General features: G+C 49.5%; 20 protein-coding genes, 1 tRNA gene and 1 riboswitch. Of the genes, 10 read left to right on the top strand and 11 right to left on the bottom strand.

Annotated elements, in window-relative coordinates:
* Nucleotides 1-44 precede the first annotated feature (44 nt).
* Complete coding sequence (gene pgl / locus FIT99_RS04865) at nt 45-731, bottom strand: 6-phosphogluconolactonase (protein ID WP_140003262.1); 687 nt, start codon at nt 729-731, stop codon at nt 45-47.
* 182 nt (nt 732-913) lie between these two features.
* Here pgl and gnd point away from each other — a divergent pair, with 182 nt between their 5' ends.
* The 4 genes from gnd (at nt 914) to FIT99_RS04845 (ending at nt 6,523) form a co-directional block, all read left to right on the top strand.
* Nucleotides 914-1,822, top strand: coding sequence for a phosphogluconate dehydrogenase (NAD(+)-dependent, decarboxylating) (gene gnd, locus FIT99_RS04860; RefSeq protein WP_140003261.1), 909 nt, complete (start codon nt 914-916; stop codon nt 1,820-1,822).
* Nucleotides 1,823-1,931: 109 nt separating this feature from the next.
* Nucleotides 1,932-3,407, top strand: coding sequence for a glucose-6-phosphate dehydrogenase (gene zwf, locus FIT99_RS04855; protein ID WP_140003260.1), 1,476 nt, complete (start codon nt 1,932-1,934; stop codon nt 3,405-3,407).
* A gap of 184 nt (nt 3,408-3,591) precedes the next feature.
* Entirely contained in the window at nt 3,592-4,161 is a 570-nt protein-coding gene (gene dcd, locus FIT99_RS04850) for a dCTP deaminase (protein WP_140003259.1), read from the top strand.
* A gap of 115 nt (nt 4,162-4,276) precedes the next feature.
* A complete protein-coding gene (locus FIT99_RS04845; protein ID WP_140003258.1) occupies nt 4,277-6,523 on the top strand; it encodes an arginine/lysine/ornithine decarboxylase in 2,247 nt (748 codons plus the stop codon).
* A 457-nt stretch (nt 6,524-6,980) separates the two neighbouring features.
* Here FIT99_RS04845 and FIT99_RS04840 read toward each other — a convergent pair whose 3' ends face one another.
* Nucleotides 6,981-7,463 carry a dihydrofolate reductase gene (locus FIT99_RS04840; RefSeq protein ID WP_140003257.1) on the bottom strand — a complete coding sequence of 161 codons (483 nt, stop codon included), beginning with the start codon at nt 7,461-7,463 and terminating at the stop codon, nt 6,981-6,983.
* Between the two features lie 11 nt (nt 7,464-7,474).
* Nucleotides 7,475-8,014, bottom strand: a complete 540-nt coding sequence (locus tag FIT99_RS04835) for a peroxiredoxin (protein WP_140003256.1) — start codon at nt 8,012-8,014, stop codon at nt 7,475-7,477.
* Between the two features lie 150 nt (nt 8,015-8,164).
* Here FIT99_RS04835 and FIT99_RS04830 point away from each other — a divergent pair, with 150 nt between their 5' ends.
* Nucleotides 8,165-10,000: a tetratricopeptide repeat protein gene (locus FIT99_RS04830; RefSeq protein WP_140003255.1), complete on the top strand. Its 1,836-nt coding sequence runs from the start codon at nt 8,165-8,167 to the stop codon at nt 9,998-10,000.
* Nucleotides 10,001-10,004: 4 nt separating this feature from the next.
* On the opposite strand, the gene FIT99_RS04825 is transcribed toward FIT99_RS04830, so the two are convergent.
* Nucleotides 10,005-10,844 carry an HDOD domain-containing protein gene (locus FIT99_RS04825; protein WP_140003254.1) on the bottom strand — a complete coding sequence of 280 codons (840 nt, stop codon included), beginning with the start codon at nt 10,842-10,844 and terminating at the stop codon, nt 10,005-10,007.
* A 237-nt stretch (nt 10,845-11,081) separates the two neighbouring features.
* Between FIT99_RS04825 and map the strand changes: the two genes are divergently transcribed.
* The 3 genes from map to FIT99_RS04810 all read left to right on the top strand — a co-directional run bounded on the left by map (nt 11,082) and on the right by FIT99_RS04810 (nt 15,503).
* Nucleotides 11,082-11,876, top strand: coding sequence for a type I methionyl aminopeptidase (gene map, locus FIT99_RS04820; RefSeq protein WP_140003253.1), 795 nt, complete (start codon nt 11,082-11,084; stop codon nt 11,874-11,876).
* A gap of 29 nt (nt 11,877-11,905) precedes the next feature.
* Nucleotides 11,906-14,482 (top strand): [protein-PII] uridylyltransferase, encoded by a 2,577-nt coding sequence (locus tag FIT99_RS04815; RefSeq protein ID WP_140003252.1) that lies wholly within the window; start codon nt 11,906-11,908, stop codon nt 14,480-14,482.
* Between the two features lie 151 nt (nt 14,483-14,633).
* On the top strand, nt 14,634-15,503 hold the full coding sequence (locus FIT99_RS04810) for an aminoglycoside phosphotransferase/kinase family protein (RefSeq protein ID WP_140003251.1): 870 nt from the start codon (nt 14,634-14,636) through the stop codon (nt 15,501-15,503).
* 5 nt (nt 15,504-15,508) lie between these two features.
* Here FIT99_RS04810 and pnuC read toward each other — a convergent pair whose 3' ends face one another.
* The 7 genes from pnuC to FIT99_RS04775 all read right to left on the bottom strand — a co-directional run bounded on the left by pnuC (nt 15,509) and on the right by FIT99_RS04775 (nt 20,805).
* On the bottom strand, nt 15,509-16,150 hold the full coding sequence (pnuC, locus tag FIT99_RS04805; RefSeq protein ID WP_140003250.1) for a nicotinamide riboside transporter PnuC: 642 nt from the start codon (nt 16,148-16,150) through the stop codon (nt 15,509-15,511).
* Nucleotides 16,151-16,218: 68 nt separating this feature from the next.
* Nucleotides 16,219-16,479, bottom strand: a complete 261-nt coding sequence (locus tag FIT99_RS04800; protein WP_140003249.1) for a YkoF family thiamine/hydroxymethylpyrimidine-binding protein — start codon at nt 16,477-16,479, stop codon at nt 16,219-16,221.
* Between the two features lie 53 nt (nt 16,480-16,532).
* On the bottom strand, nt 16,533-18,635 hold the full coding sequence (locus FIT99_RS04795; protein WP_140003248.1) for a TonB-dependent receptor: 2,103 nt from the start codon (nt 18,633-18,635) through the stop codon (nt 16,533-16,535).
* A 97-nt stretch (nt 18,636-18,732) separates the two neighbouring features.
* A riboswitch (TPP riboswitch) is annotated at nt 18,733-18,835 on the bottom strand.
* Between the two features lie 199 nt (nt 18,836-19,034).
* On the bottom strand, nt 19,035-19,310 hold the full coding sequence (locus FIT99_RS04790) for a cupin domain-containing protein (protein ID WP_019881932.1): 276 nt from the start codon (nt 19,308-19,310) through the stop codon (nt 19,035-19,037).
* A gap of 65 nt (nt 19,311-19,375) precedes the next feature.
* Nucleotides 19,376-19,465, bottom strand: a tRNA-Ser gene (locus FIT99_RS04785).
* A 25-nt stretch (nt 19,466-19,490) separates the two neighbouring features.
* The gene (def, locus tag FIT99_RS04780) at nt 19,491-20,024 is read right to left on the bottom strand and encodes a peptide deformylase (RefSeq protein WP_140003247.1); all 534 of its coding nucleotides are present in this window, start codon (nt 20,022-20,024) and stop codon (nt 19,491-19,493) included.
* 25 nt (nt 20,025-20,049) lie between these two features.
* The gene (locus FIT99_RS04775) at nt 20,050-20,805 is read right to left on the bottom strand and encodes an S-methyl-5'-thioinosine phosphorylase (RefSeq protein WP_140003246.1); all 756 of its coding nucleotides are present in this window, start codon (nt 20,803-20,805) and stop codon (nt 20,050-20,052) included.
* Nucleotides 20,806-20,891: 86 nt separating this feature from the next.
* Between FIT99_RS04775 and hpnC the strand changes: the two genes are divergently transcribed.
* Complete coding sequence (gene hpnC, locus FIT99_RS04770; RefSeq protein ID WP_140003245.1) at nt 20,892-21,761, top strand: squalene synthase HpnC; 870 nt, start codon at nt 20,892-20,894, stop codon at nt 21,759-21,761.
* The gene (gene hpnD / locus FIT99_RS04765) at nt 21,758-22,594 is read left to right on the top strand and encodes a presqualene diphosphate synthase HpnD (RefSeq protein ID WP_140003244.1); all 837 of its coding nucleotides are present in this window, start codon (nt 21,758-21,760) and stop codon (nt 22,592-22,594) included. Before hpnC ends, hpnD begins: the two co-directional genes overlap by 4 nt.
* Nucleotides 22,595-22,596 lie beyond the last annotated feature (2 nt).

Raw genomic sequence — 22,596 nt, 5'->3', positions numbered from 1 at the left:
GCGCCCGCAGGCGCTTTTTTTAATATTGCATTTGATTAAACACGTTAAGCTAACTGTACCCCGAAACAATACACATCAACGCCTTGTGGCGGTTGAATGAGGGTCGCCGGGATGGCAACGCCAGCGCGCCATTGATCGACCGCTTCTTGCTTGCCTGCGCCAGTCACCAAAAACATCACCTCGTGCGTGTTGTTAAGGCGATCTTGGCTAATGGTGATACGATCCGCGGGTGGCTTAGGTGAGTGATACACGGGCACTGCGTCAGCCGTATTATTCACTACATGGCCGGGAAACAGGCTCGCCGTGTGGCCGTCTTCGCCGAGGCCTAGAATGACTAGGTCAAAGGTGCGGACGCCGGCTAACGTTTGTGCATAGGCTTTTGCGCCATCCACATTGCCGAGCTCAGCTGGGATATCGTGAATTTGGTGCTCAGGAATCGCCACATGGCTCAACCATGCATCACGGGCCATTTTGCTGTTGCGCTCCACATGGTCGACGGGGAGGCAGCGATCATCATTGTGATACACATGCCAGTTTGCCCAGTCAGCATCGGCTTTGGCAAGCAACTGATATACGGCTTTAGGGGTACTGCCACCGGCTAAAACAATAAGAAAATTGCCATATTTAGCGATTGCTGCATCTGCCGCGGCAAGTATTCTGTGGAGTGCTGCTTGGTTAATTTCTTCTTGAGATTGGAACGTGTGCCAACGGGTTTGTGCATTCAAAGACATAGAAAACCTGTAAAAAACGATACAAAAAGCGTGTGCAGCCTTTTAGTACGCGACTGCATTTGTTATAATTATAGCTGACTCGACATGATAATTCTGCAAAATTATCCGAAGCACTGATCGGGTTCATGCCATCCAAAAGATGGGTGTCTCTTAAACTATCCTCACACCATAGGAAAATCCGAATGAAATTAGCAATGATTGGCTTGGGCAAAATGGGCGGCAACATGGCTGCACGTTTGCTGCGTCACAAAATTAACGTGGTTGGTTTTGACTTCAATACCGAATTCGTCAACAAATTGGTCAAAGACGAAGGCATGGAAGCAGCCACCTCAGTGGCTGATGCAGTGAGCAAACTCGAAGGCCAAAAAATTGTCTGGTTGATGTTGCCTGCTGGCGAAATCACCGAAAATCAAATCAAAGACTTAATCCCACTGCTGAACAAAGGCGACATCATCGTCGATGGCGGCAACTCAAACTACAAACACAGTCAGCGTCGCGGCGCCATGTTAGCTGAACATGGCATCGGCTTTATTGACTGTGGTACGTCTGGTGGCGTATGGGGCTTAGATAACGGCTATTGCTTGATGTACGGTGGCGACAAACAATTCGCAGACGTATTAGCACCTTATGCACAAGCATTAACGCACGCGGATCGCGGTTGGGCGCACGTGGGTCCAGTGGGCTCAGGTCACTTCACCAAAATGATCCATAACGGTATCGAATACGGCATGATGCAAGCTTTTGCTGAAGGCTTAGACCTGATCAAGGGCAAAGAAGATTTCAACCTTGATTTGGCGCAGATCACTGAATTGTGGCGCCATGGTTCAGTTGTGCGCAGCTGGTTGTTGGACTTGACCGCTGAAGCATTAAAAGACGATCAAAAACTCGAAGCCATTGCTCCGTACGTGGCTGATTCTGGCGAAGGCCGTTGGACAGTGGTTGAAGCTGTTGAGCAAGGCGTCGCGGCACCGGTATTGACAGTGGCACTGCAAGCCCGCTTCAGAAGCCAAGACTCTAAAGGCTATAGCTATAAGCTGTTGTCGTTGATGCGTAATGCATTCGGCGGTCACGCAGTGAAGTCATCTAAATAAGCATACAAGCCTCTCCTGGTGGGAGGCTTTTTTGCTGTTAGCTGTTGATTGTTAAATATATGGGAAAGGCCTGCCCTTTCCCGTTTACATTTTTATCTTAAGGTTAGAAATGACGAATAAAATTGATCCATGCACACTGGTGTTGTTTGGCGCTAGCGGCAACTTGGCCCGCGTAAAACTGTATCCCGGTTTATTCAGGTTAGACCTATTGGGCCGTCTACCAGATGACCTGAAAATTATCGGCGTTGGTCGTCAGATTGTTGACTTGGACGCTTGGCGTGCAGACATCAAAAGCATGCTGGATACCAAATTTAAAAAAGGCTATGACCAAGCAGTGTTCGAGCGTTTTATCGCGCGTAACTTCTACCATGCCAACCCACCAACGGATCCGGATGCCTTCAGCAAACTGAAAGCAACGCTCAGTGACGAAAGCGTTTTCCCACAAAATCTGGCCTACTTTTTGTCAGTCCGTCCGGTGGATTTCGCACCAGTGGTCGAATCCTTGGCCAATGTTGGCCTAACACAAGAAGATAAATACTGGCGCCGTGTGGTGATCGAGAAGCCATTTGGCACCGACCTGCCATCCGCCAAAACATTGCAGGCTGCCATCACCAAGCACCTCAAAGAAAGCCAGATCTACCGTATCGATCACTATCTGGGCAAATCTGCACTGCAAAACATCTTGTTGCAACGCTTTACCAACACCGTGCTCGAGCCTATCTGGAACAACCAGTACATCGATCATGTGCAAATCACTAACACCGAAATGCTCGGCGTGGGTGACCGTACACAATTTTATGACAGCACGGGTGCCCTGCGTGACATGTTGCAGAGCCACATTCTGCAAACGTTGGCACTTACAGCCATGGAGCAACCAAAAGACCTGACGCCAGAAGGTGTACGCGATGCGAAAATCAAGCTGCTCGAAGAAATTCGCCCTATTCCAGTGAGTGAGCTTGAGAAACATGCTTTCCGCGCACAATACGCCGCCGGCAACATCAACGGTGAGCAAGTGCCCGGTTATCTTGACGAGCTGGGCAACAAAGACAGCGTGGTTGAAACCTATGCAGCCTTGAAATTGTTTATCGACAATCCACGCTGGAAAGGGGTGCCGTTCTACATCCGCACGGCCAAACGCTTGCACGAGGCGGATACACGTATTTCGATTCGCTTCAAAAAAGCACCTTTGCAGATCAACGATCAGGATCAGAACTGGCTAATTATCGGTATTCAGCCACGCGAATGTATCAAACTTGAAGTGCAGTCAAAGATTCCAGGGTTGGATATTCAAACACGTACCATTCAATTAGATGCTGCCAACCGTTGGGAAAGCGATGATTCTGTGGATGCCTATGAAGCCTTGTTGCTCAACTTGATGCAAGGTGATAACTCCAACTATCTGCATATCTCTGAAGCAGAGGCGCAATGGCGTCTGGTAGACCCCGTCGTAAAAGCCTGGGCTGAGGACAAACGCCCAGTGCATCAATACCCTGCCGGTAGCCGTGATCCGCTCGAATCAAAAGTCATTTTTGAAGCGGAAGACCAATTCTGGCGTTACAGCATTGAGTTGGGCGGCGACAAATAATGCCTTGCGGCGGCAAAAGCCGCCGAGCGCATTCAATCGCCAAAAATTCATAAAAAATTTGCAAAACTGATCGCATTTGTTGTTATCATTTGCACTCATTAAAAGCGGAGTTTAAGCTCCGCTTTTTTCTCTTTATTGCAAGCCACCTTGCACGCAACAAGCAACGCTAAGACGGGATAAAGTAATGAGCATTAAGTCGGACAATTGGATACGCAGAATGGCTGAACAACACGGCATGATTGAGCCGTTTTCGCCGACGTTAGTGCGTGAAGTCAACGGCGAAAAAATCGTTTCCTATGGCACCTCTTCGTATGGTTACGATATCCGCTGTGCTGACGAATTCCGTGTCTTTACCAATATCAACAGCACCATTGTGGATCCAAAGCAGTTCGACCCACAATCGTTCGTCGAGGTCTCAGGCAAAGGCTATTGTGTCATTCCGCCTAACTCGTTTGCATTGGCCCGTACCGTAGAATATTTTCGCATTCCTCGCTCAGTCTTGACCATTTGCTTGGGCAAGTCGACCTATGCCCGTTGCGGCATTATCGTGAATGTCACCCCATTTGAACCTGAGTGGGAAGGCTATGTCACACTAGAGTTCAGTAACACCACGCCGCTACCGGCCAAAATTTATGCCGGTGAAGGCTGTGCGCAAGTGCTGTTTTTTGAATCTGATGAAGTCTGTGAAACCAGCTATAAAGACCGCGGCGGCAAGTATCAAGGCCAAGTTGGTGTGACTTTACCCAAAATATAAGCCCGTCGTTGAGCAGCCCACCATCCACTTCAAAGGCACAGAGTAATAGCAAGGCTTACTCAGTGCCTTTGCACTTTGAGTTATACGTTTCAGTGACAAGTTAAGGATTCATTGAATGAAATTTAGATTTCCTGTCGTCATTATTGACGAAGATTTCCGTTCCGAAAACTCTTCCGGCCTCGGTATCCGTGTATTGGCCAAAGCCATCGAGGAGGAAGGCGTTGAAGTGCTTGGCGTCACCAGCTATGGTGACCTGACGTCGTTTGCACAGCAGCAAAGTCGAGCCTCGGCATTTATCTTGTCCATTGATGATGAAGAAATCGTCGAAGAAAAGCCCGAGGCCATCGAACAACTGCGTAACTTTGTAGCAGAAATACGCTACCGAAACGAAGAAATTCCAATCTTTTTGCATGGCGAGACCCGCACCAGCCGTCACATCCCCAACGATGTGCTGCGCGAATTGCACGGCTTCATCCACATGAACGAGGATACGCCGGAGTTTGTGGCGCGCTTGATCATCCGCGAATCGAAAGCCTATCTCGATAGTCTGCCCCCGCCATTTTTTAAAGCACTCACGCATTATGCTGCGGACGGCTCTTACTCTTGGCATTGCCCGGGACACTCGGGCGGGGTCGCTTTTCTGAAATCCCCTGTGGGCCAGATGTTTCACCAGTTTTTTGGTGAAAATATGCTGCGTGCCGACGTTTGTAATGCAGTGGACGAGCTAGGTCAATTACTTGACCACACCGGCCCGGTGGCGGCTTCCGAGCGCAATGCAGCGCGGATCTACAATTGCGATCATTTATATTTTGTCACCAATGGCACGTCGACCTCTAACAAAATCGTCTGGAACTCGACAGTCGCTCCCGGAGACATCGTGGTGGTTGACCGCAACTGTCACAAGTCTGTGCTGCACTCTATTATTATGACTGGCGCGATTCCGGTATTTTTGATGCCAACACGCAATCACTTTGGCATTATCGGTCCGATTCCAAAGAGCGAATTCGCTTGGGAAAACATTCAGAAGAAAATCGAACGCAATCCGTTCGCGACCGACAAAAACGCAAAACCACGTGTACTCACCATCACGCAATCGACCTATGATGGGGTGTTGTATAACGTAGAAGAAATCAAAGAAATGCTCGACGGCAAGATTGACACCTTGCACTTTGATGAGGCTTGGCTGCCGCATGCCACTTTCCATGATTTTTACGGCGATTATCATGCGATTGGCGCAGACCGTCCGCGCTGCAAAGAATCCATGGTGTTTTCTACCCAATCCACGCACAAACTGCTGGCGGGCTTGAGTCAGGCATCGCAAATTCTGGTGCAAGACGCGCAAGACAATCACCTTGATAGAGACTTGTTTAACGAGGCGTATCTGATGCATACCTCCACCAGCCCGCAATATTCAATTATTGCGAGTTGCGATGTCGCTGCGGCCATGATGGAGGCGCCTGGCGGCACTGCGCTGGTTGAAGAGTCACTGAAAGAAGCGCTGGATTTCCGCCGTGCGATGCGCAAGGTTGACGAAGAATGGGGCACGGATTGGTGGTTTAAGGTTTGGGGGCCAACAGATTTATCTGAAGATGGCTTAGAAGAGCGCGACGCATGGATGCTCAAAGCCAACGAACGCTGGCATGGCTTCGGCAACTTAGCTGAAGGCTTTAACATGCTCGACCCGATCAAGGCCACCATCATCACCCCCGGCCTCGATGTGGACGGTGATTTCTCTGAAGAGTTTGGCATTCCAGCCGCGATTGTGACCAAGTATTTGGCTGAACACGGCGTCATTGTCGAAAAAACAGGTCTGTACTCGTTCTTTATCATGTTCACCATTGGCATCACCAAAGGCCGCTGGAACACCATGGTTGCCGCTTTGCAACAGTTCAAAGACGATTACGATAAAAACCAGCCATTGTGGAAAGTATTGCCAGAGTTTGTACAGAAACATCCGCGCTATGAACGGATTGGTCTGAAAGATTTATCTACCCAGATTCACGAAGTATACAAAGCCAATGATGTGGCACGTCTGACCACTGAAATGTATCTATCCGACATGGTGCCCGCGATGAAACCGACGGATGCGTTTTCAAAAATGGCGCACCGTAAGATTGAACGTGTCGCGATTGATGATCTTGAAGGCCGCGTGACAGCGGTATTGTTAACACCCTACCCGCCCGGCATTCCTTTGCTGATCCCGGGAGAACGTTTTAACAAGGTCATTGTGAACTACCTCAGGTTCGCACGTGAATTCAATGAGAAATTCCCAGGGTTTGAGACGGATAACCACGGCCTGGTAAAACAAATTATCGATGGTAAAGCAGTGTATTACGTGGATTGTGTGCAGCAGGAAGATTAGTTTCTAGTAATGCGGCATGAGGGAACGCCAAAGCGTTCCCTTTTTTGTTTTTAGGGCCGTTGCGATTACATGCATTCTTGCTTTTCGCCCCTCTAGGCGAGGCACTCTCTGGCGCTTGTCCTTAAGACAAGTAACCAAAGAGGAAGACACCCAGGCATCACGGCCTTCGCCTTCCTTGCGCTGCGCGTCAAAATGGGCGCCCATCGGAACTCGCTCTGGCGGCTTGCGCACCCAGCAAGCCACGTCTTGTGTAGCTTGTCAGGGCGAGTTTCGATGGACGCCCGGCAAACCGAGTAGCACAGGTTAAAAGCGGAAGCTGGGGTGCGTTTCTTTTGGTGACTTATTCTTTGAGCAAGCAAAAAAAGTAACTCGCCGAAAAGGCGAAAAGCAATGCATCAACACCCCCATTAAAAAATGACTTTTTTAAGACTATATCTGTCTGGTCAAATCATCCAAATCAGCGACGCTGATAAACCAGATCACTATACTGCAAGCCATTGCCCGAGGTATGACTCTCCTCGCTTTGCAATACCCACTCATGCATGTTCATCTCAGGAAAAAACGCATCCCCTTCCACCTGCGCCTTGACGCGCGTGATGTACAGGCGCGTGACATAAGCCAGCCCTTGCGCGTAGAGCTCTGCCCCACCGATTAAAAAGGGCTCATCATCTCCAGCACACGCCGCCAACGCCTCCGGTAATGAGTGGGCAATTTTGGCGCCTGCCACGGCATAGGCAGCGTCGCGCGTCACAATCACAGAAGTGCGACCGGGCAGCAAACGCCCAAGAGATTCAAAGGTTTTGCGACCCATGATGATGTGATGGCCCATGGTTAGTTGTTTAAACCGCTTGAGGTCTTCGGGCAGATGCCATGGTAATTGATTGTTGTGGCCGATCACCTGGTGATCCGCATGCGCCACAATCAGAGAGAGTGCTTGCATAACCTCGCCTTTTAAAATGCTGACAATCGTTTGAGGTCGTCAATAATCGCCTGACTATGGCCATCTGGATTGACGTTGCTGTAGGTCTGCGCGACCATCCCTTGCGGGTCGATGATAAAAGTCATCCGTTTGGCCGCTTGAAACACGCCTAAGTTCAACAATGCGCCATAGGTGTCGGCGACCTGACCATTACTATCCGCCAGCAATGGAAAAGATAAGCGGTGCTTTTGCGCAAATTTGGCATGGCTGGCAACGGTGTCTACGCTGATGCCGATCACCTCTGCGCCTAGGGCATGAATCTGTTGAATATCGTCCCTAAAGTGACAAGCCTCGCGCGTACAACCCGGCGTGTCATCTTTGGGATAAAAATACAGCACCAGCCACTTGCCTTGCCAATCGGCCAAACGACGGACATTGCCAGTCGCGTCAGGCAGGTTAAAGTCCGGTGCTTTCATGCCGACACTAACGCGTGTCGAAGGCTGCTGATATTGACGATACCCCCAAACGGCCAGCCATAATAACAGTCCGTACATGATCAATTTGATGAGCATTATTTGCTTTCCTCTCTACACCGGCAGTGACTTAAAGTTTGGTCTGATGACCGTTTGGTCGTTGACGCATTCAGCTGCTTATTGTACCTTAATCCGCCATCTGTCAATTTAAGGTCACACGCAAACGTCTGAAGTGTTGCAGTCACTCCTATGAATAATGAAGCCATTGCAAAACTACTCAAACTGATTGCGCATGACCCGCAACGTTGGGATGCCTACCAAAAGCTGGCCAGCATTATGCTGCAAAATGAAGAGTTTCATGCGGCAGAGCAGTATTTTCTGCAAGCCATCAGTCTGCAGCCGACGCTGTTAGAGTTGCGTCTACAATTGGCCAATCTGCACATGCGCACGCAGCAATTCAAAGCCGCCCATGAATCTTACAAACAAGCCATTGCGCTGGATCCCAAGCAGGCCCAATTATATTTTCTGGATGCGCGGGCGCTGAGAAATCTCGGCCGCACCCAAGAAGCCATTTTACGGCTGCGCACAGCAACCAAATTAGCGCCGCAACTGATTCAAGCCTTTACCGAGTGTGTCGACCTAATGCTGCAAACACAACAGCAGTCACAGGCCGCCAACATGCTCAGACAAGCGATTATCGCCCATCCTGAACATGCGCAATTCCAATATCGACTAGGGGTGCTTTGCCAGCAATTGCAGGCCACGGATGAGGCTTTGCAATGTATGCAGCGTGCCATTGATATTCAGCCTACCTTTGCCGAGGCCTATCATCAACGTGCACTCATTTTGCAACAACAAGGCAATACACAGGCCGCTTTGGCCAGCTTTGATGAGGCCATTGCACACCAGCCCAACTTACCGGCTCCCTACAACAACCGTGGCGTCGTGCTGTGTCAACTCGGCCAGTATCCGGCCGCGATTGCAGATTTCAGGCAAGCACTGCAATTAAACCCGGGCTATGCGTCCGCCCATTGTAATTTGGGCTTAGCGCTGTTTGAAAATGGGGATGCCGAGGAGTCTTACACCTGCCTAGAGTCGGCGTTGCAACATGCCCCCCACCATGCACAGGCGCAATATTATCTAAGCATGTTAAAACTGGCCCGCGGCGAATACGACGACGGCTGGCCGATGTACGCATCGCGTTTTCAAATATTGCCTGAAAAGCCATCGCTGCCTGCCGAGGCCTTGTGGCGAGAGACCGGCTCGCTGGTGGGTAAAACGATTCTGATTCTGGCTGAGATGAGTTTAAGCGACACCTTGCAGTATTGCCGCTACCTCCCATTGATCAAAACCTTCAAACCCAATCAGATTATTGTCGCGGTGCCTGAGGCGCTGTTTGATCTGCTGCATGCATTTTGGGCGCAGGATGCAGCCATCTTGGTCATTTGCAAAGATGGCCGACCGTTGCCGCATTTTGATGTGTATTGCCCGATGCTGAGCCTACCAGCCGTATTTAAAACGCGGCCAGACACGATCCCGGCGAGTCTGCCTTACCTTGCCATCGATGCCCGCTATAGCGCACCTTGGCAGCAGTTGCTGGGGCCGACCAGACGCCTGCGCATTGGACTCAACTGGTGTGGCGATGCAGACAATAAATATGACAAACGACGGAGTATCCCGCTCTACCTGATGGCGCCATTGCTGCAAATGGAGGTGGAATGGCACAGTTTGCAAAAGGAGTTTCGCCGGGAAGACCACATTATGCTCAAGCGTTTCCCAATGCTGGAGTGTCATCATCCGGCACTGACCAATTTCACTGATACGGCCGGGCTGATTATGCAGATGGATTTAGTGATTTCTGTGGATACTGCGGTCGCACATTTGGCCGCGGCATTAGGGAAACGCGTCTGGTTGCTATTGCCGCATCAAGCGCATTTTCGCTGGTTGCAGACCCGTGAGGATAGCCCTTGGTATCCCGGGATGCGACTGTTCAGGCAAGCACTGAATCAACCTTGGGAACAGGTGATTGATGAAGTCCACCAAGCGATTACCGATTGCTTAGCCCAACGTGCAATCGAGCACTGACGGTTTAGCTGCGCGACTGCGGCACACCGACAATATGTCGCACGCGATCTACATCCACATGTAGCAACTGCGCAATGTCTTTATAGTCGTCCGGCAACGCCGCATTGTCCCAACCGTCCGCTGAATGCCGGGCAAGATTCACCGCCAACTGCACATTGCGTACCCTCGGCAAATGGGCGCGTTGCTCGTCCATTAAGTCATTTAATAGCGCTGGCAGATTAAAAGCTCTCACGAGCTCCGCTTGCAAGTCTAACAACCGAAACCCCAGCACTTCTTGCTGCACCACTCGACTGCGTAAAGTTTTATCCGCAGATTGGCGCTGACTGATCTCGTCCATGGCCTCTGGATAAAAGCACCACATCAGCATCTCAGCAAAATCATACAGTGAGGCCGCAACACGCACTTCTTCTGCATGCAAGTCCATCAGATGCGCGGCAAACTCTGCGGCAAAATAGCCGGCGCGATGTGCGCGCACCATCAGCTTTAAGAGGTCGATCAGCGCTGGCACATGCTGATTCAGCACATCCTCGACATGGCGCTCGGTTGGAATCTGCTCGAAAAACGTGCTGCTGCCCATCATCATCAGGGCCTGTTCTACCTGCACCAGGTCTTGCAACTGATGACGGCTGCGGTGATTATTGGCATAGGTCAACACCTTGAACACCATCAGCGGATCATTGATCACCACTCGGGTGATGTCGCGGGCGCCTGTCTCTTCCTCACGCTCGCGCAACTGTGCTAACTCTCTAGCCGTTTGGCGCAATACCGGCGTATCCGCCTGCTTTAAAAAAGCGACCCAGTCTTTGACGGTTCGGTTGGCCCTAGCTTCGGTGAGTGTCACCATGTGTTCGCTCCAGCTTCATTGTTGCGGCCGAGTATAAAACATCGCGGCCAAATGCGATGCCGTAATCAATCGCAGATTTAAACGCCTGTTTGTTTTTTTACGGCATATCCGTGTTATCGGCATAAAAGGCCCACGACTTTAGTGATACCGCATAATTGCCTATGTTAGAATGCAATTTTAGTTATTGATTCCCAAGCTTTGGTGTTTTGTCACCAGGTTTTGAAAGTCATCTGGCCTATGGCGATTATTCTGCACACTCCCGAAGAAATTGAAAAAATGCGCATCGCTGGCCGCCTGGCCTCAGAGGTGCTTGATTACATCAGCCCGTTTGTCGTTCCAGGGGTCACCACCAATCAACTGGACCAGCTGTGCCACGATTACATCGTAAACGTGCAGCAAGCCATTCCCGCGCCGCTGAATTACGCGCCCGACGGCCATACGCCTTATCCAAAGTCGATCTGCACCTCAATTAATCAACAAATTTGCCATGGGGTGCCGAGTGAGAAAGCGCTAAAGGCGGGCGATATTGTGAATCTCGATATCACAGTCATCAAAGACGGCTACCACGGCGACACCTCGCGGATGTTCCTAGTGGGTGCGGTATCACCACAAGCCAAACGCTTGTGCGATCTCACTTATCAGGCCATGTGGCGCGGCATAGAACAAGTCAAACCTGGTAACACGCTGGGCGATATTGGCTATGCCATTCAATCGTTTGCCGAAAAAAATGGCTACAGTATCGTGCGTGAGTTCTGCGGCCACGGCATTGGCAAAAAATTTCATTGCGAACCACAAGTGCTACATTATGGCAAAGCCGGCGCTGGCCTGCCCCTCAAAGCCGGGATGATTTTCACCATCGAACCCATGATCAACGCTGGCCGCCGCGAGATCAAATTCATGCCCGATGGTTGGACCGTGGTCACCAAAGACCGCAGTTTGTCTGCGCAATGGGAGCACACCGTATTGGTCACCGAAGATGGCTTTGAAATCATGACCGTGTCTGCTGGCACACCAGCACGACCAACCCTGTAATTGACGCTAGCATTGAGGTTCATTGCCACATGACCGTGATCAGCAAGGAACAGCTCAAACACTGGCGTGATGCGCTACAACAGGCGCGTCAAAAAATTGCCGACGCCTATCTGGCTAAGCCACAAGCCAAAACGCTATTGCAACAGCATACGCGGGTCTTGGATCAACTGTTGCGAGACCTGTGGCGCAGCTACGCGCTGCCTGCCAGCGTCAGCCTGATTGCCGTTGGCGGCTATGGCCGGGGAGAGATGTTTCCGCACTCTGACATTGATTTATTAATTTTGATGCCAGAAGTCAGTGATGCTGACTTGCAAACCGAAGTGGAGTCGCTGATTGGCACCTTGTGGGATATTGGGCTTAATATCGGTCACAGCGTGAGGACACTGCAAGAGTGTCTGGACGAAGCCAAGCTGGACGTCACCATAATGACCAATCTGTTAGAGGCGCGCTGGCTGACCGGTCATCGCCCAACTTTCAATGCCTTGACGCAATCGTTACAAGCGCAACTCGATCAAGGCCGTTTTTTTGCCGAAAAGCTGCGTGAGCAACAAATTCGCCACGCCAAATTTCATGATACCGCCTATAACCTAGAACCCAATATCAAAGAGAGTCCGGGCGGACTACGCGATTTACATATGATTTTGTGGGTTGCCCAAAGCCAAGGCTTGGGGAAAGATTGGAGCGGCTTGGTCGATGCTGGCCTGTTGAGTCGCAGCCAAGCCAACCAACTCAAGCAGCATGAGCGCTTGCTACACAACTTGCGCATCCGCTTACACTTGTTGGCCAACCGCCGAGAAGATCGTTTGGTATTTGATTTTCAGAACACACTGGCCGAACAAATGGGCTATCAGACCACGCCGCAAAAACGCGCCAGCGAGCAACTGATGCAAGGCTTTTATCGCAGCGCCAGGGCCATCATCATTGAAAACGAGGTGCTGCTCAAACGTATGCATGCACGGGTGAACCCGCCAAGTGAGCCACCCACCGTCATCGACGAAGACTTTACGCTATCACAAGGCTTGTTAAGTGTACAAACGCCGGATTTGTTTCAACGTAAACCTGGCGCCCTCCTGCGCTGCTTTCAATTGTTACAGCAGCATCCCGCCATCACTGGCTTTAGCGCGCCGCTCGTGAGGGCATTGCAAGATGCGCAGCCATTAATTGACCGCAGTTTTAGACAGAATGCCGCGCATAAAGCGCTATTTCTGCAGATTCTGCAAAGCCGCGAAGGCGTCCATCGCGGCATGCGCCGCATGAACCGATATGGCATTCTGGGTCGTTACATTCCGGTATTTGGCCGGGTCATCGCGCAAATGCAGCATGATTTATTTCATGTCTACACCGTCGATGAACACACCCTGAATGTGTTGCGTAATTTACGCCGCTTTGCCAAGCCAGATTTGCGACATGAGTTTCCGTTATGCAGCCAACTGTTCAATGACTTTAGCCAGCCACATTTACTCTATTTGGCTGCGATCTTTCATGATATCGCCAAAGGCCGCGGCGGCGATCATTCGCAATTAGGCACCATCGATGCCAGACGCTTTTGTCGGTCACTAGGACTCGCCAAAGCCGATATCGACCTGGTCGCATGGCTGGTCGAAGCCCATTTAAAACTATCGAGCACGGCACAAAAAAGTGACTTATCAGACCCCGATGTAATTGAAGCGTTTGCACAATTTGTCGGATCAGAATATCGGCTCACTGCTTTGTATTTGTTAACAGTGGCGGATATTCGCGGCACCAGCCCCAATGTCTGGAATGCATGGAAAGCCAAACTGCTAGAAAGTCTGTTTCTGCAAACGCGTCGTGTGCTGCAACAATCACTCAATACCGAGGCGCAGCTGCGTTTGCGCAAACAAGAAGTATTACAAAAGCTCAGCAGTTTCAATTTAAAAGAATCGTCAGTGCAACCGTTATGGGAAGCATTTGGAGGCGGCTATTTTAGCCGCTTTGACAGTGACGAAATTGCTTGGCAAAGCCGATTGCTGATGCCGCACCAGCAATCTGCAAAACCCATTGTACGCGCGCGTTTGAGCCCCAAAGGTGATGGCATTCAGGTCATGATTTATAGCCGTGATCAGCGGGAAATCTTTGCCCGCATCTGCCATTTTTTCGACAGCATGCAATACAACATTGTGCAGGCCAAGATTTACACGACTGCACACGGCTACGCGCTGGATAACTTTATCGTGCTTGAGCCTGAAACACGCCAGATCAGCTATAACGGCTTACTTAAGCATATTGAACAAGGGCTCAACGATAAGTTACTGGGTCATGACAGCATGCCAGCGCCGATTAGAGGCAGAGTCAGTCGGCAAGTGAAACACATGCCGATTGCCACCCAAATTCATCTGCAGCCCGTGGTCAGTCAATATAACCATGCGCTGACCTTTCAGCAGCTGAATGTTGTCGCAAACGACAGGCCTGGCCTGCTGGCCAGCATGGCACTGATCTTTCATCAACTGGGCATTGAGTTACACAATGCTAAAATCAACACGTTGGGGAATCGCGTTGAAGATAGTTTTCTGATCTCTGCGCACAATGGTCAAATGATTCCTGAGGCGCAAATCGCTTTGCTTAAACAAGCGCTTTATGAGCTGTAGGCTGCATCGCAACGACGCGCTTACCGCGCCAATTGAAAAAAATGGGTTGGTGAACCGCCCCTTTAAAACTTGCTCATGTCCGCTGCCGGCTTTAATAAAGCCTTTGCGCAGGTTGCTGTAACCTTCAGACGCCTTAACCCGCACTGCTCAAATGTTCAGCTATCCATTACTCACCGCCGCCGAACAAGCCTGTTTGCCGCCACTGATTGCCGAACCTGAATCCATTCAAGCCAGGTTTGAGGATAGTTCGCATCAGCTTTTTGCCTGCCAAACCACCCAAGGTGAAATGGTGCTTAAAGTCTGCAATCAAAAAACCATAGACGAATCTGCTTTCTGGTCCGGCGCAAACCATTTATTTGCTGCTGATTTTCCAGCCAGCTTGGGCGAGATTCATTTAACACATGTTTTTTTAGAGAAGAACGGTACGCTTAAGACGCCAGCATTTGTTTCAGCCGGTGTTCACCGATTCGTCCTGACCCGTTTTTTAGAGGGAAAAGACATAGACCACGTCACTGAGCAGTGGGTCGTACAGTTAGCGGCACATATCGCCAAATTGCATCAATCTAGTTATTCGAATTGGGGCACACTGCACAAGCCAGTATTTACTGCCGAAGCATGGGCAAGCCGTTTACATGACACCCTTGTTTTTTTAGCCAACAAACAGGGGATGTCGATGACCGAACCCACGCTGATTAAAGCATTAGCGCAGATTGACCAGATCCATGAAACTCAATTTGTGCCGATGATGCTGGATTTGCGCTGGGATCAATTTCGTGGCTCAGAAGACAATACCCTGGCGCTCATTGATTTGGATGCGTTTGTGATTGCACCGCGTACGCTAGACTTACTGTTACTCGAATATGTATTCACACCCGCACAACTGGTCATCTTTAAACAGCATTACACGCAAAGCCATCGATGGCCTGCGCATACGAAAGAAACCGCCTGCTATCAGCTATTGTTGTTTTTGATGAACATACTGGGAGAAACAAACTTAGCAAAGTGGATGCAGCAACTTTAAAAAATTCATCCCTTTTGCATCACCAAATTGTCCATTGACATCGTTTGTTGGCGGTAAAGCTTTACCCAACTGATAAAGCCGACCAGGGCCAGAATCGTGTTTAAAACAAATAAAACGGCGGTTGCGTAATAGCCTGTTTGCACGTACAGGAGGGTCGCCGCCCCATCAACCACAACCCAATATAGCCAGTTTTCTAAAATCTTTCTGGCAATGAGCCAAGTATTCATCACAGAAAATACCGTGGTATAGGCATCTAACATCGGGCTTTGCGATTGTCCGGTTTTTTGCAAATAGGCAGTCACTAAAGCACTCACAACGATCCCTACGGCAATAAAACCAACATGCCACAGCCAAGGCCAACGGCTAATCCGCAACGTTTCAGTTTGCTTGCCATGCTGCTGCCATAACCAAAACCCGTAGATCGCCATCCCCATATAATAAAAGTTAAGCAGCGCCTGCATGGGAAGCTGCCCCTCCCAAAACAGCGCGGTGTAAACCAGCGTGCTTAAAAAGGCAAACAGCCAGCACCATTGCGACGTTTTTGCCGCCAGCAATATATAAGCCACACCCATCATTGCCGCGGCAATTTCCCAACCGGACATTTGATGAAATGCAGTCACAATCGTCTGATAATCGATAGCATTCATGACCTGCCAACCCTCAACAAGTGAATACGATCCCAGAGATAAACCGGCATTGTTGATCTGTGAAAAGCTTAAACATCGACCACATCCGCCCTGTCGGTGCCAATAAACTTCATCACAAACACACTATGCGGCAGCGCATTAAATACTGCCTCCATTTCTGCATCGAGACAATCCATCACGTCGCGATACGCGCCAAACACCTGGGTCGCTAAGCTATTACGCTTCACCACCAGATTTGGATTGGCTTCGAGCTTGTTGATAAACTCCAAAATAGGCTCTACATAACCCTCGGTTAAGGGATACAAACTGATATCGACTGAAATACGCATACAAACTCCCGTGTTGAGTGCATTAAAAAGGCGCCAGAACGCCCCTTTTTGCTTTAATAATCGTAAGTCACCGTGAACCCAGCGACACGTGGCTCGCCATATTGAACATATTTCTCACTGATGAGAAAGCCATTAGCTGGATTGTTGGGGAAGAAAAATCCACGCGTAGCATAGTCTTTATCCAACATATTTCTTGCCCATATGCGGACTGTCCAATGTTTATCATACCGATAATCAGCACTGGCATTTAATAAAGCATAGCCATTGGATTGGGCATTATGGCTATCTGAAAAATAGAAGCCATCTTTGCCTTCGACATTTGCACGCAGCGTCCAGGCTTCACTTGCGTAGAACTCAGCACCCAAATTCACCGTATATTTAGGCGCATGCGCGACTTGGCGGCCTTCCGGGTTATAAGCACTCGGATTGGCATTCTGATAGCTATCAAATTTTGCATCCAGATAGCCCAATGAGCCCATGACTCGGAAATGATCCGTCATAAACCAATCTATACTGGCCTCAAGCCCTTGATGTGTTGCTCGGGCTGCATTGTCATAAAAATCAATAAAACTGCCCGTATTGGGGGTATAGGTAGAGCTTTGTGTTTGTGCATCCAACCGTTTGGCATAAAAAGCTGCCAGATTGGTTATCAGAGAGCCATCGAGCCAACTGGATTTCAGGCCTGTTTCAACGTTCCACATATACTCCGTATTAAACTCTCTCTGGTTTTGTGGCAAATTAGCATTATTATTAATACCGCCAGGCTTATAACCGCGCGTTAAGGTGGTGTAGAGGAGTTGATTGGCGTTCGCCTGATAATTCAAACCCAATTTTGCGCCGAGCAGTACTTCATTGACGTTCTTGCGCACGCTGCTAGGGATTGTCTTGACCGTACCACTATCGGCGTATTCTGCCTTAAAAGCTTCAACACGCAACCCCGAAATCAACGTCAACTTATCGGATAAATGGCTATCTAGTTGCCCAAATACTGCGGTATTTTCAGTATTGTATTTACCGGCAACCTGCGTGATTTCGCTAGGCCCGAAACTGCGATAGTCCAAACGAGATTTGAATTTTTCGTCTTGCACAAACCGGTATACACCCACCGTCCAATCTGTAGAGCCGTTAAAAATACGCCCTGCGCTGTCAGACAAGGCGCGCAACTCAAATGCGTAGTTATCGCGATCTCGGTTATGTTTCTCGCCGTCATTCTCTGTTCTCCAGTCGCCATCAAAACTGTAGGTGGATGAAGAATTCAAATAACTGGCTTCTGATTGAATAATCACAGCATCTGAGGCTTGCCAGTTGGCTTTAACGGCAAAAGCGTTAGTATTTTGCGTGTCGACGCCAGGTTGGTTGGACCGACTACGTCTAGAGTTATCCAAGGTAAATGCGTCATAGCCGTTATCGACATTCACATGCATCAGGGTGAAGTCAAAAGTTAAATCTTCCGTCGCGAATAACTTAAACTTACTTCGGAACGTTAACTCATCCTGTTTTTGCGTGTTATCACGGCCCAATGTGTCGTTTTGCATGTAGCCATCAGATTTGTGTGTGTAAATCGAGGCGCGCCCGAGTAACTGATCTTCGACAATAGTCCCGCCAACGGCCACACCAAGATTAAGGGTGTTATATTCACCCATGCCCGCTTGTGCCCGCATTTTAAATGCTTTAGTCGGCTCGACACTGCGCATCGTAATGGCGCCCGCGATCGCATTTGGGCCAAATTTAGTGCCTTGTGGCCCTTGTAGTACTTCTACCGCGTCAATATCAAACATGGTCGCGGCGCCACCCAAGCGGCTAAAGTCGATACCATCAATGATTAAACCCACGGATGGATTCACGGGATTATCATATTGACTGAGTATGCCCATCCCACGAATTTGAAAAAAGCGCCCTCTCGATGCCCCTGCTGATATATTGACATTTGGGGCCAGATTCAACACTTCTTCGAGATGCTGCGCGCCGCGTGATTCTATGGTTTCTTTGTTAATTTCGGTCAGACTGACAGCCGTTTTTTGTGCGGTGCTCGGACGAAAGTCGGCGCTTACAACCACTTCAGACAGTTCAACGGCTTTTTTATCGTCCTCTGCGGCAAACGCAGGCGTGGTGAGTAGCAGGCCGATTAAAGACAATGGTTTTGAAATCGGTTTCATGAAAATCCTTTCTATTAACGTACATAAAAAGGACAGGGGAAGAGTGACAAAGACGTGAATAGATTTGTTGAAACCCAACAAATCAAAAACATTTGCGTTGTAGAAGCTCTGCCTGTCCCTACGCCAGCATTATCTGGGTCAGGTTCATTGGGTTCCTCACTTGCGTGAGATCTCAGGCGTTGCCACCCCAAGGCGTTTTGATTTTTCAATCAAAGTGAGATTTTAGGTGGATATTGATGACTTTACTAGAGAAAAATGAGGCTTTGTGCTTAAAACCTTATGCGATTTATGGCGTTTAGTATTAAGCAGCTTAAGCTTTTCACTCTGTAATGGTATCTCTGAAAAACAAAAAGCCCTGCAATGCAGGGCTTTTAATTGAATACAGACGACAACAATCGATTAGAAATGTTTGTAGTGTTTTTTCAATTGTTTGACCACTTCCCACTGGGATTTCAGGCCTTTTGGAAACTCAACGTAATCACCAGCTTTGATAGTGACTGTGTCACCGCCTTGTGGCGTTACTTTAAATTCGCCTTCTAACACGTAGGCTTTTTCAGTCGCAGTGAAGTCCAACGGGAATTTTGAAGGTGCGCAATCCCATGTGTTCCAGCTTTTTACGCCCAGTTCCTTCAGTTTTTCTTCTGATGGGTTATGGTCGATGATGATTTGTGTCATGACGATTCCTTTAAATGAATGAAAGCTGCAAATAGAAATGCCGCAATACTGCGGCATTTCATGTTTGGCGGAAGAGGTGAGATTCGAACTCACGGAGGGCGTGAACCCTCGACAGTTTTCAAGACTGTTGCATTAAACCGCTCTGCCACTCTTCCGGAAAACGGGCATTATAACAAACATTCAGTCATCTGGAAGGGTCAACCCAGGAAAAAGTACATCATTAAAGCCAAATTTTGTTAGATCGCGTATGCGCATTGGATAAAGTATGCCAAATAAGTGATCACATTCATGTTGCACCACTCGGGCATGAAAGCCACTGACGGTGCGTTCAATCGGCTTACCTTGCGGATCAACGCCTCGATAATGCAACGCGTGGTAGCGTGGCACCAGACCGCGCATGCCGGGCACTGACAGGCAACCTTCCCAACCGTCTTCAATGGTGTCCCCTAGGGGGGTGAGCTCAGGATTGAGCAAAATCGTAAACGGGACCGCTTCGGCATCTGGGTAGCGAGGATTAGCCCCCACGCCAAATATCACCACTTGCACACTCACACCAATCTGCGGCGCAGCAATGCCGGCCCCCTGCATGTGTTGCATGGTGTCTTGCATATCTTGAATCAAGGCATGCAACGCAGGGGTATCAAATTCAGTCACCTTTTCAGCCACCTGATATAGCAGCGGATCCCCCATTTTAAGCACTGGCTTTACTGCCATAAGCTCTCCTAGTTAGCGCTGAGCGTCAGCTGGCCGCGCCATCGTGTTCAGACAAATAGTGTGCAATGACCGCACGCACTTTATCCATGGTTTGCTGAAGCAAAGGCATCACTTGTTCAAACTGAATAGACTGCGCGCTGTCGCCGCGACCGGCGGCAAAATTGGCCACCGGGCAAATCGCCGCATAAGACACGCCTAACTCCCGTGCCAACACCGCCTCTGGCATGCCAGTCATCCCCACAATGGTCGCGCCATCACGTTCGTAGCGATTAATCTCCGCAGCAGTCTCTAAACGCGGTCCCTGCACACTGGCATAGACGCCGCCGTCAATCAGGCCATCCCCGATGTCGGCTGCGGCTTTCAGGCAGCGCTCACGCATTGCTTGCGAATAAGGCTGGGTAAAATCGATGTGTCGCACCGGCAACTCAATCCCATCATGGTAGGTATTGCTGCGGCCATAAGTATAATCAAGGATCTGATTGGGCAAGACAATATCACCTGGTTTTAGCGTGGCGGCAATGCCGCCGACAGTGGCCACTGCGAGCAAGTCACACACACCCACCGAATGCAGCGCCCAGATATTCGCCCGGTAATTCACTGCATGCGGCGGAATCGTATGTCCGCCACCATGTCGCGCTAAAAAAACCACTTCTTTGCCATTAATCTCACCAAACACCAATGGCTGTGATGGTTCACCATAGGGCGTGCGCACAATTAAGCGTTTCGAGATGTTCAAATTGTCCAGTGCTGTGAGCCCGGTACCGCCAATAATGCCTAACATTCTATCCTCCACACATTGAGTGCGCTTTAACTGCTTGTTGAATCGCAAGGCGTAAGCGTATCACGGATTTATGGCATACTTAAGCCATGTACGCCTTTTCAAAGCCAGCAGAGCCGTTACCCAGCCTGACGCTGGCACAAACACACTACGAAAACTTCCCAGTGGCCTCTCTGCTGTTGCCCGCGCATTTGCGTGAGGCAGTGACCGTGATTTATCAGTTCGCACGCGAAGCGGATGATATTGCCGATGAAGGCGACGCTGATGAGCACACACGATTACAAGCCCTGCAGGGCTACGAAGACGAATTACTACTGATTCAAGCGTATATTCAACCGTCACGCCCCTTATTTTTTGCCTTGCAACAGGTGGTGAGAACACACAACCTCGACACCCAATGGCTACTGAACTTAATCCAAGCCTTTAAACAAGATGTAGTAAAAACACGCTATGCCAACATCGATGAGGTGATGGACTATTGCCGTCTATCTGCCAATCCGGTGGGTCGCCTCATGTTGCAATTGTATGCGAGCGACACTGCGCAACATCAGGTGTGGTCAGATCAGATTTGCAGCGCCTTACAGCTGATTAACTTCTATCAAGATATTGCCATCGACCTCCAAAAACATGGTCAAATCGGACGGATTTACCTAGCACAAGACGAAATGCAAGCGGCCGGCATCAGTGAGCAGGATTTACGCCAGCAACGCCAAGATGGCGTTTGGCAAGATTTTTTCTTGCATAATGTGCTGCGCGCAGAACATTTGTTATTGGCAGGCAAGCCGCTGGGCGGTGCATTACCCGGCCGAATTGGCTTTGAATTACGCATGATGATTGCAGGCGGTGAGCGTATCCTGCACAAACTCAAACATTGTCGTGGTGATATCTACCATCATCGCCCGACCCTGAAAGCCTATGACTGGCTGATTATTTTGTTGAAAGCCCTGTTTAAAAAATGACCCCGCAACAATATTGCCAACAAAAAACCCGTGAGAGTGGCTCTAGCTTCACCCTAAGTTTTATGTTTTTGCCCAAACACAAACGTGAGGCGATGACCGCATTGTATGCATTCTGCCGCGAGGTTGATGATGTCGTCGATGAATGCACGGACTACCAGATTGCACAGACCAAACTCAGCTGGTGGAAACAAGAGATTCAGCGTTTATTCCATGAAACGCCACAACACCCAGTGACGCAAGCTTTGCGGCCAGTGGTCAGTGCCTTCGATTTAAAAGAAGCGCATTTTATTGAGATCATTGATGGCATGCACATGGATACCCAATACAACCGCTATGCCGACTTTGAACAACTGGCCTTGTATTGTTACCGGGTTGCCAGTGTGGTCGGCCTACTTTCTGCGCAGATTTTTGGCTTTAAAGACCGCGCGACGCTTGAATATGCGCATGATCTGGGGATGGCATTTCAATTAACGAATATTATTCGTGATGTGGGCGAAGACGCGCGGCGCGGGCGTATCTATATTCCACTGGATGCACTCGAACACGCAGGCGTGACCGAAGCGCAACTGCTCTCGAGCAAACCATCCGCGCAAACGCAAGCGTTGCTTCTCAAGCAAATCGAATCGGCCGAGATGTTTTATGAAAAAGCCCTCAACCAGTTGCCAAAACTGGACTACCGATCACAGTTACCCGGATTGATGATGGCGGCGATTTATCGGGCACTGCTGCAAGAGATTCGGCAGGATCCCAATCTGGTATTGACCCATAAAATTGCGTTACCGCCCTTTAGAAAGCTGAAGCTGGCGCTGGGGGCGTGGTTGAAATATCGCTAATC

The sequence above is a fragment of the Methylophilus medardicus genome, from assembly GCF_006363955.1.
GTDB lineage: Bacteria > Pseudomonadota > Gammaproteobacteria > Burkholderiales > Methylophilaceae > Methylophilus > Methylophilus medardensis.
The sequence above is the reverse complement of the archived record's forward strand: the minus strand, read 5'-3'. Positions and strand labels throughout refer to the sequence as shown.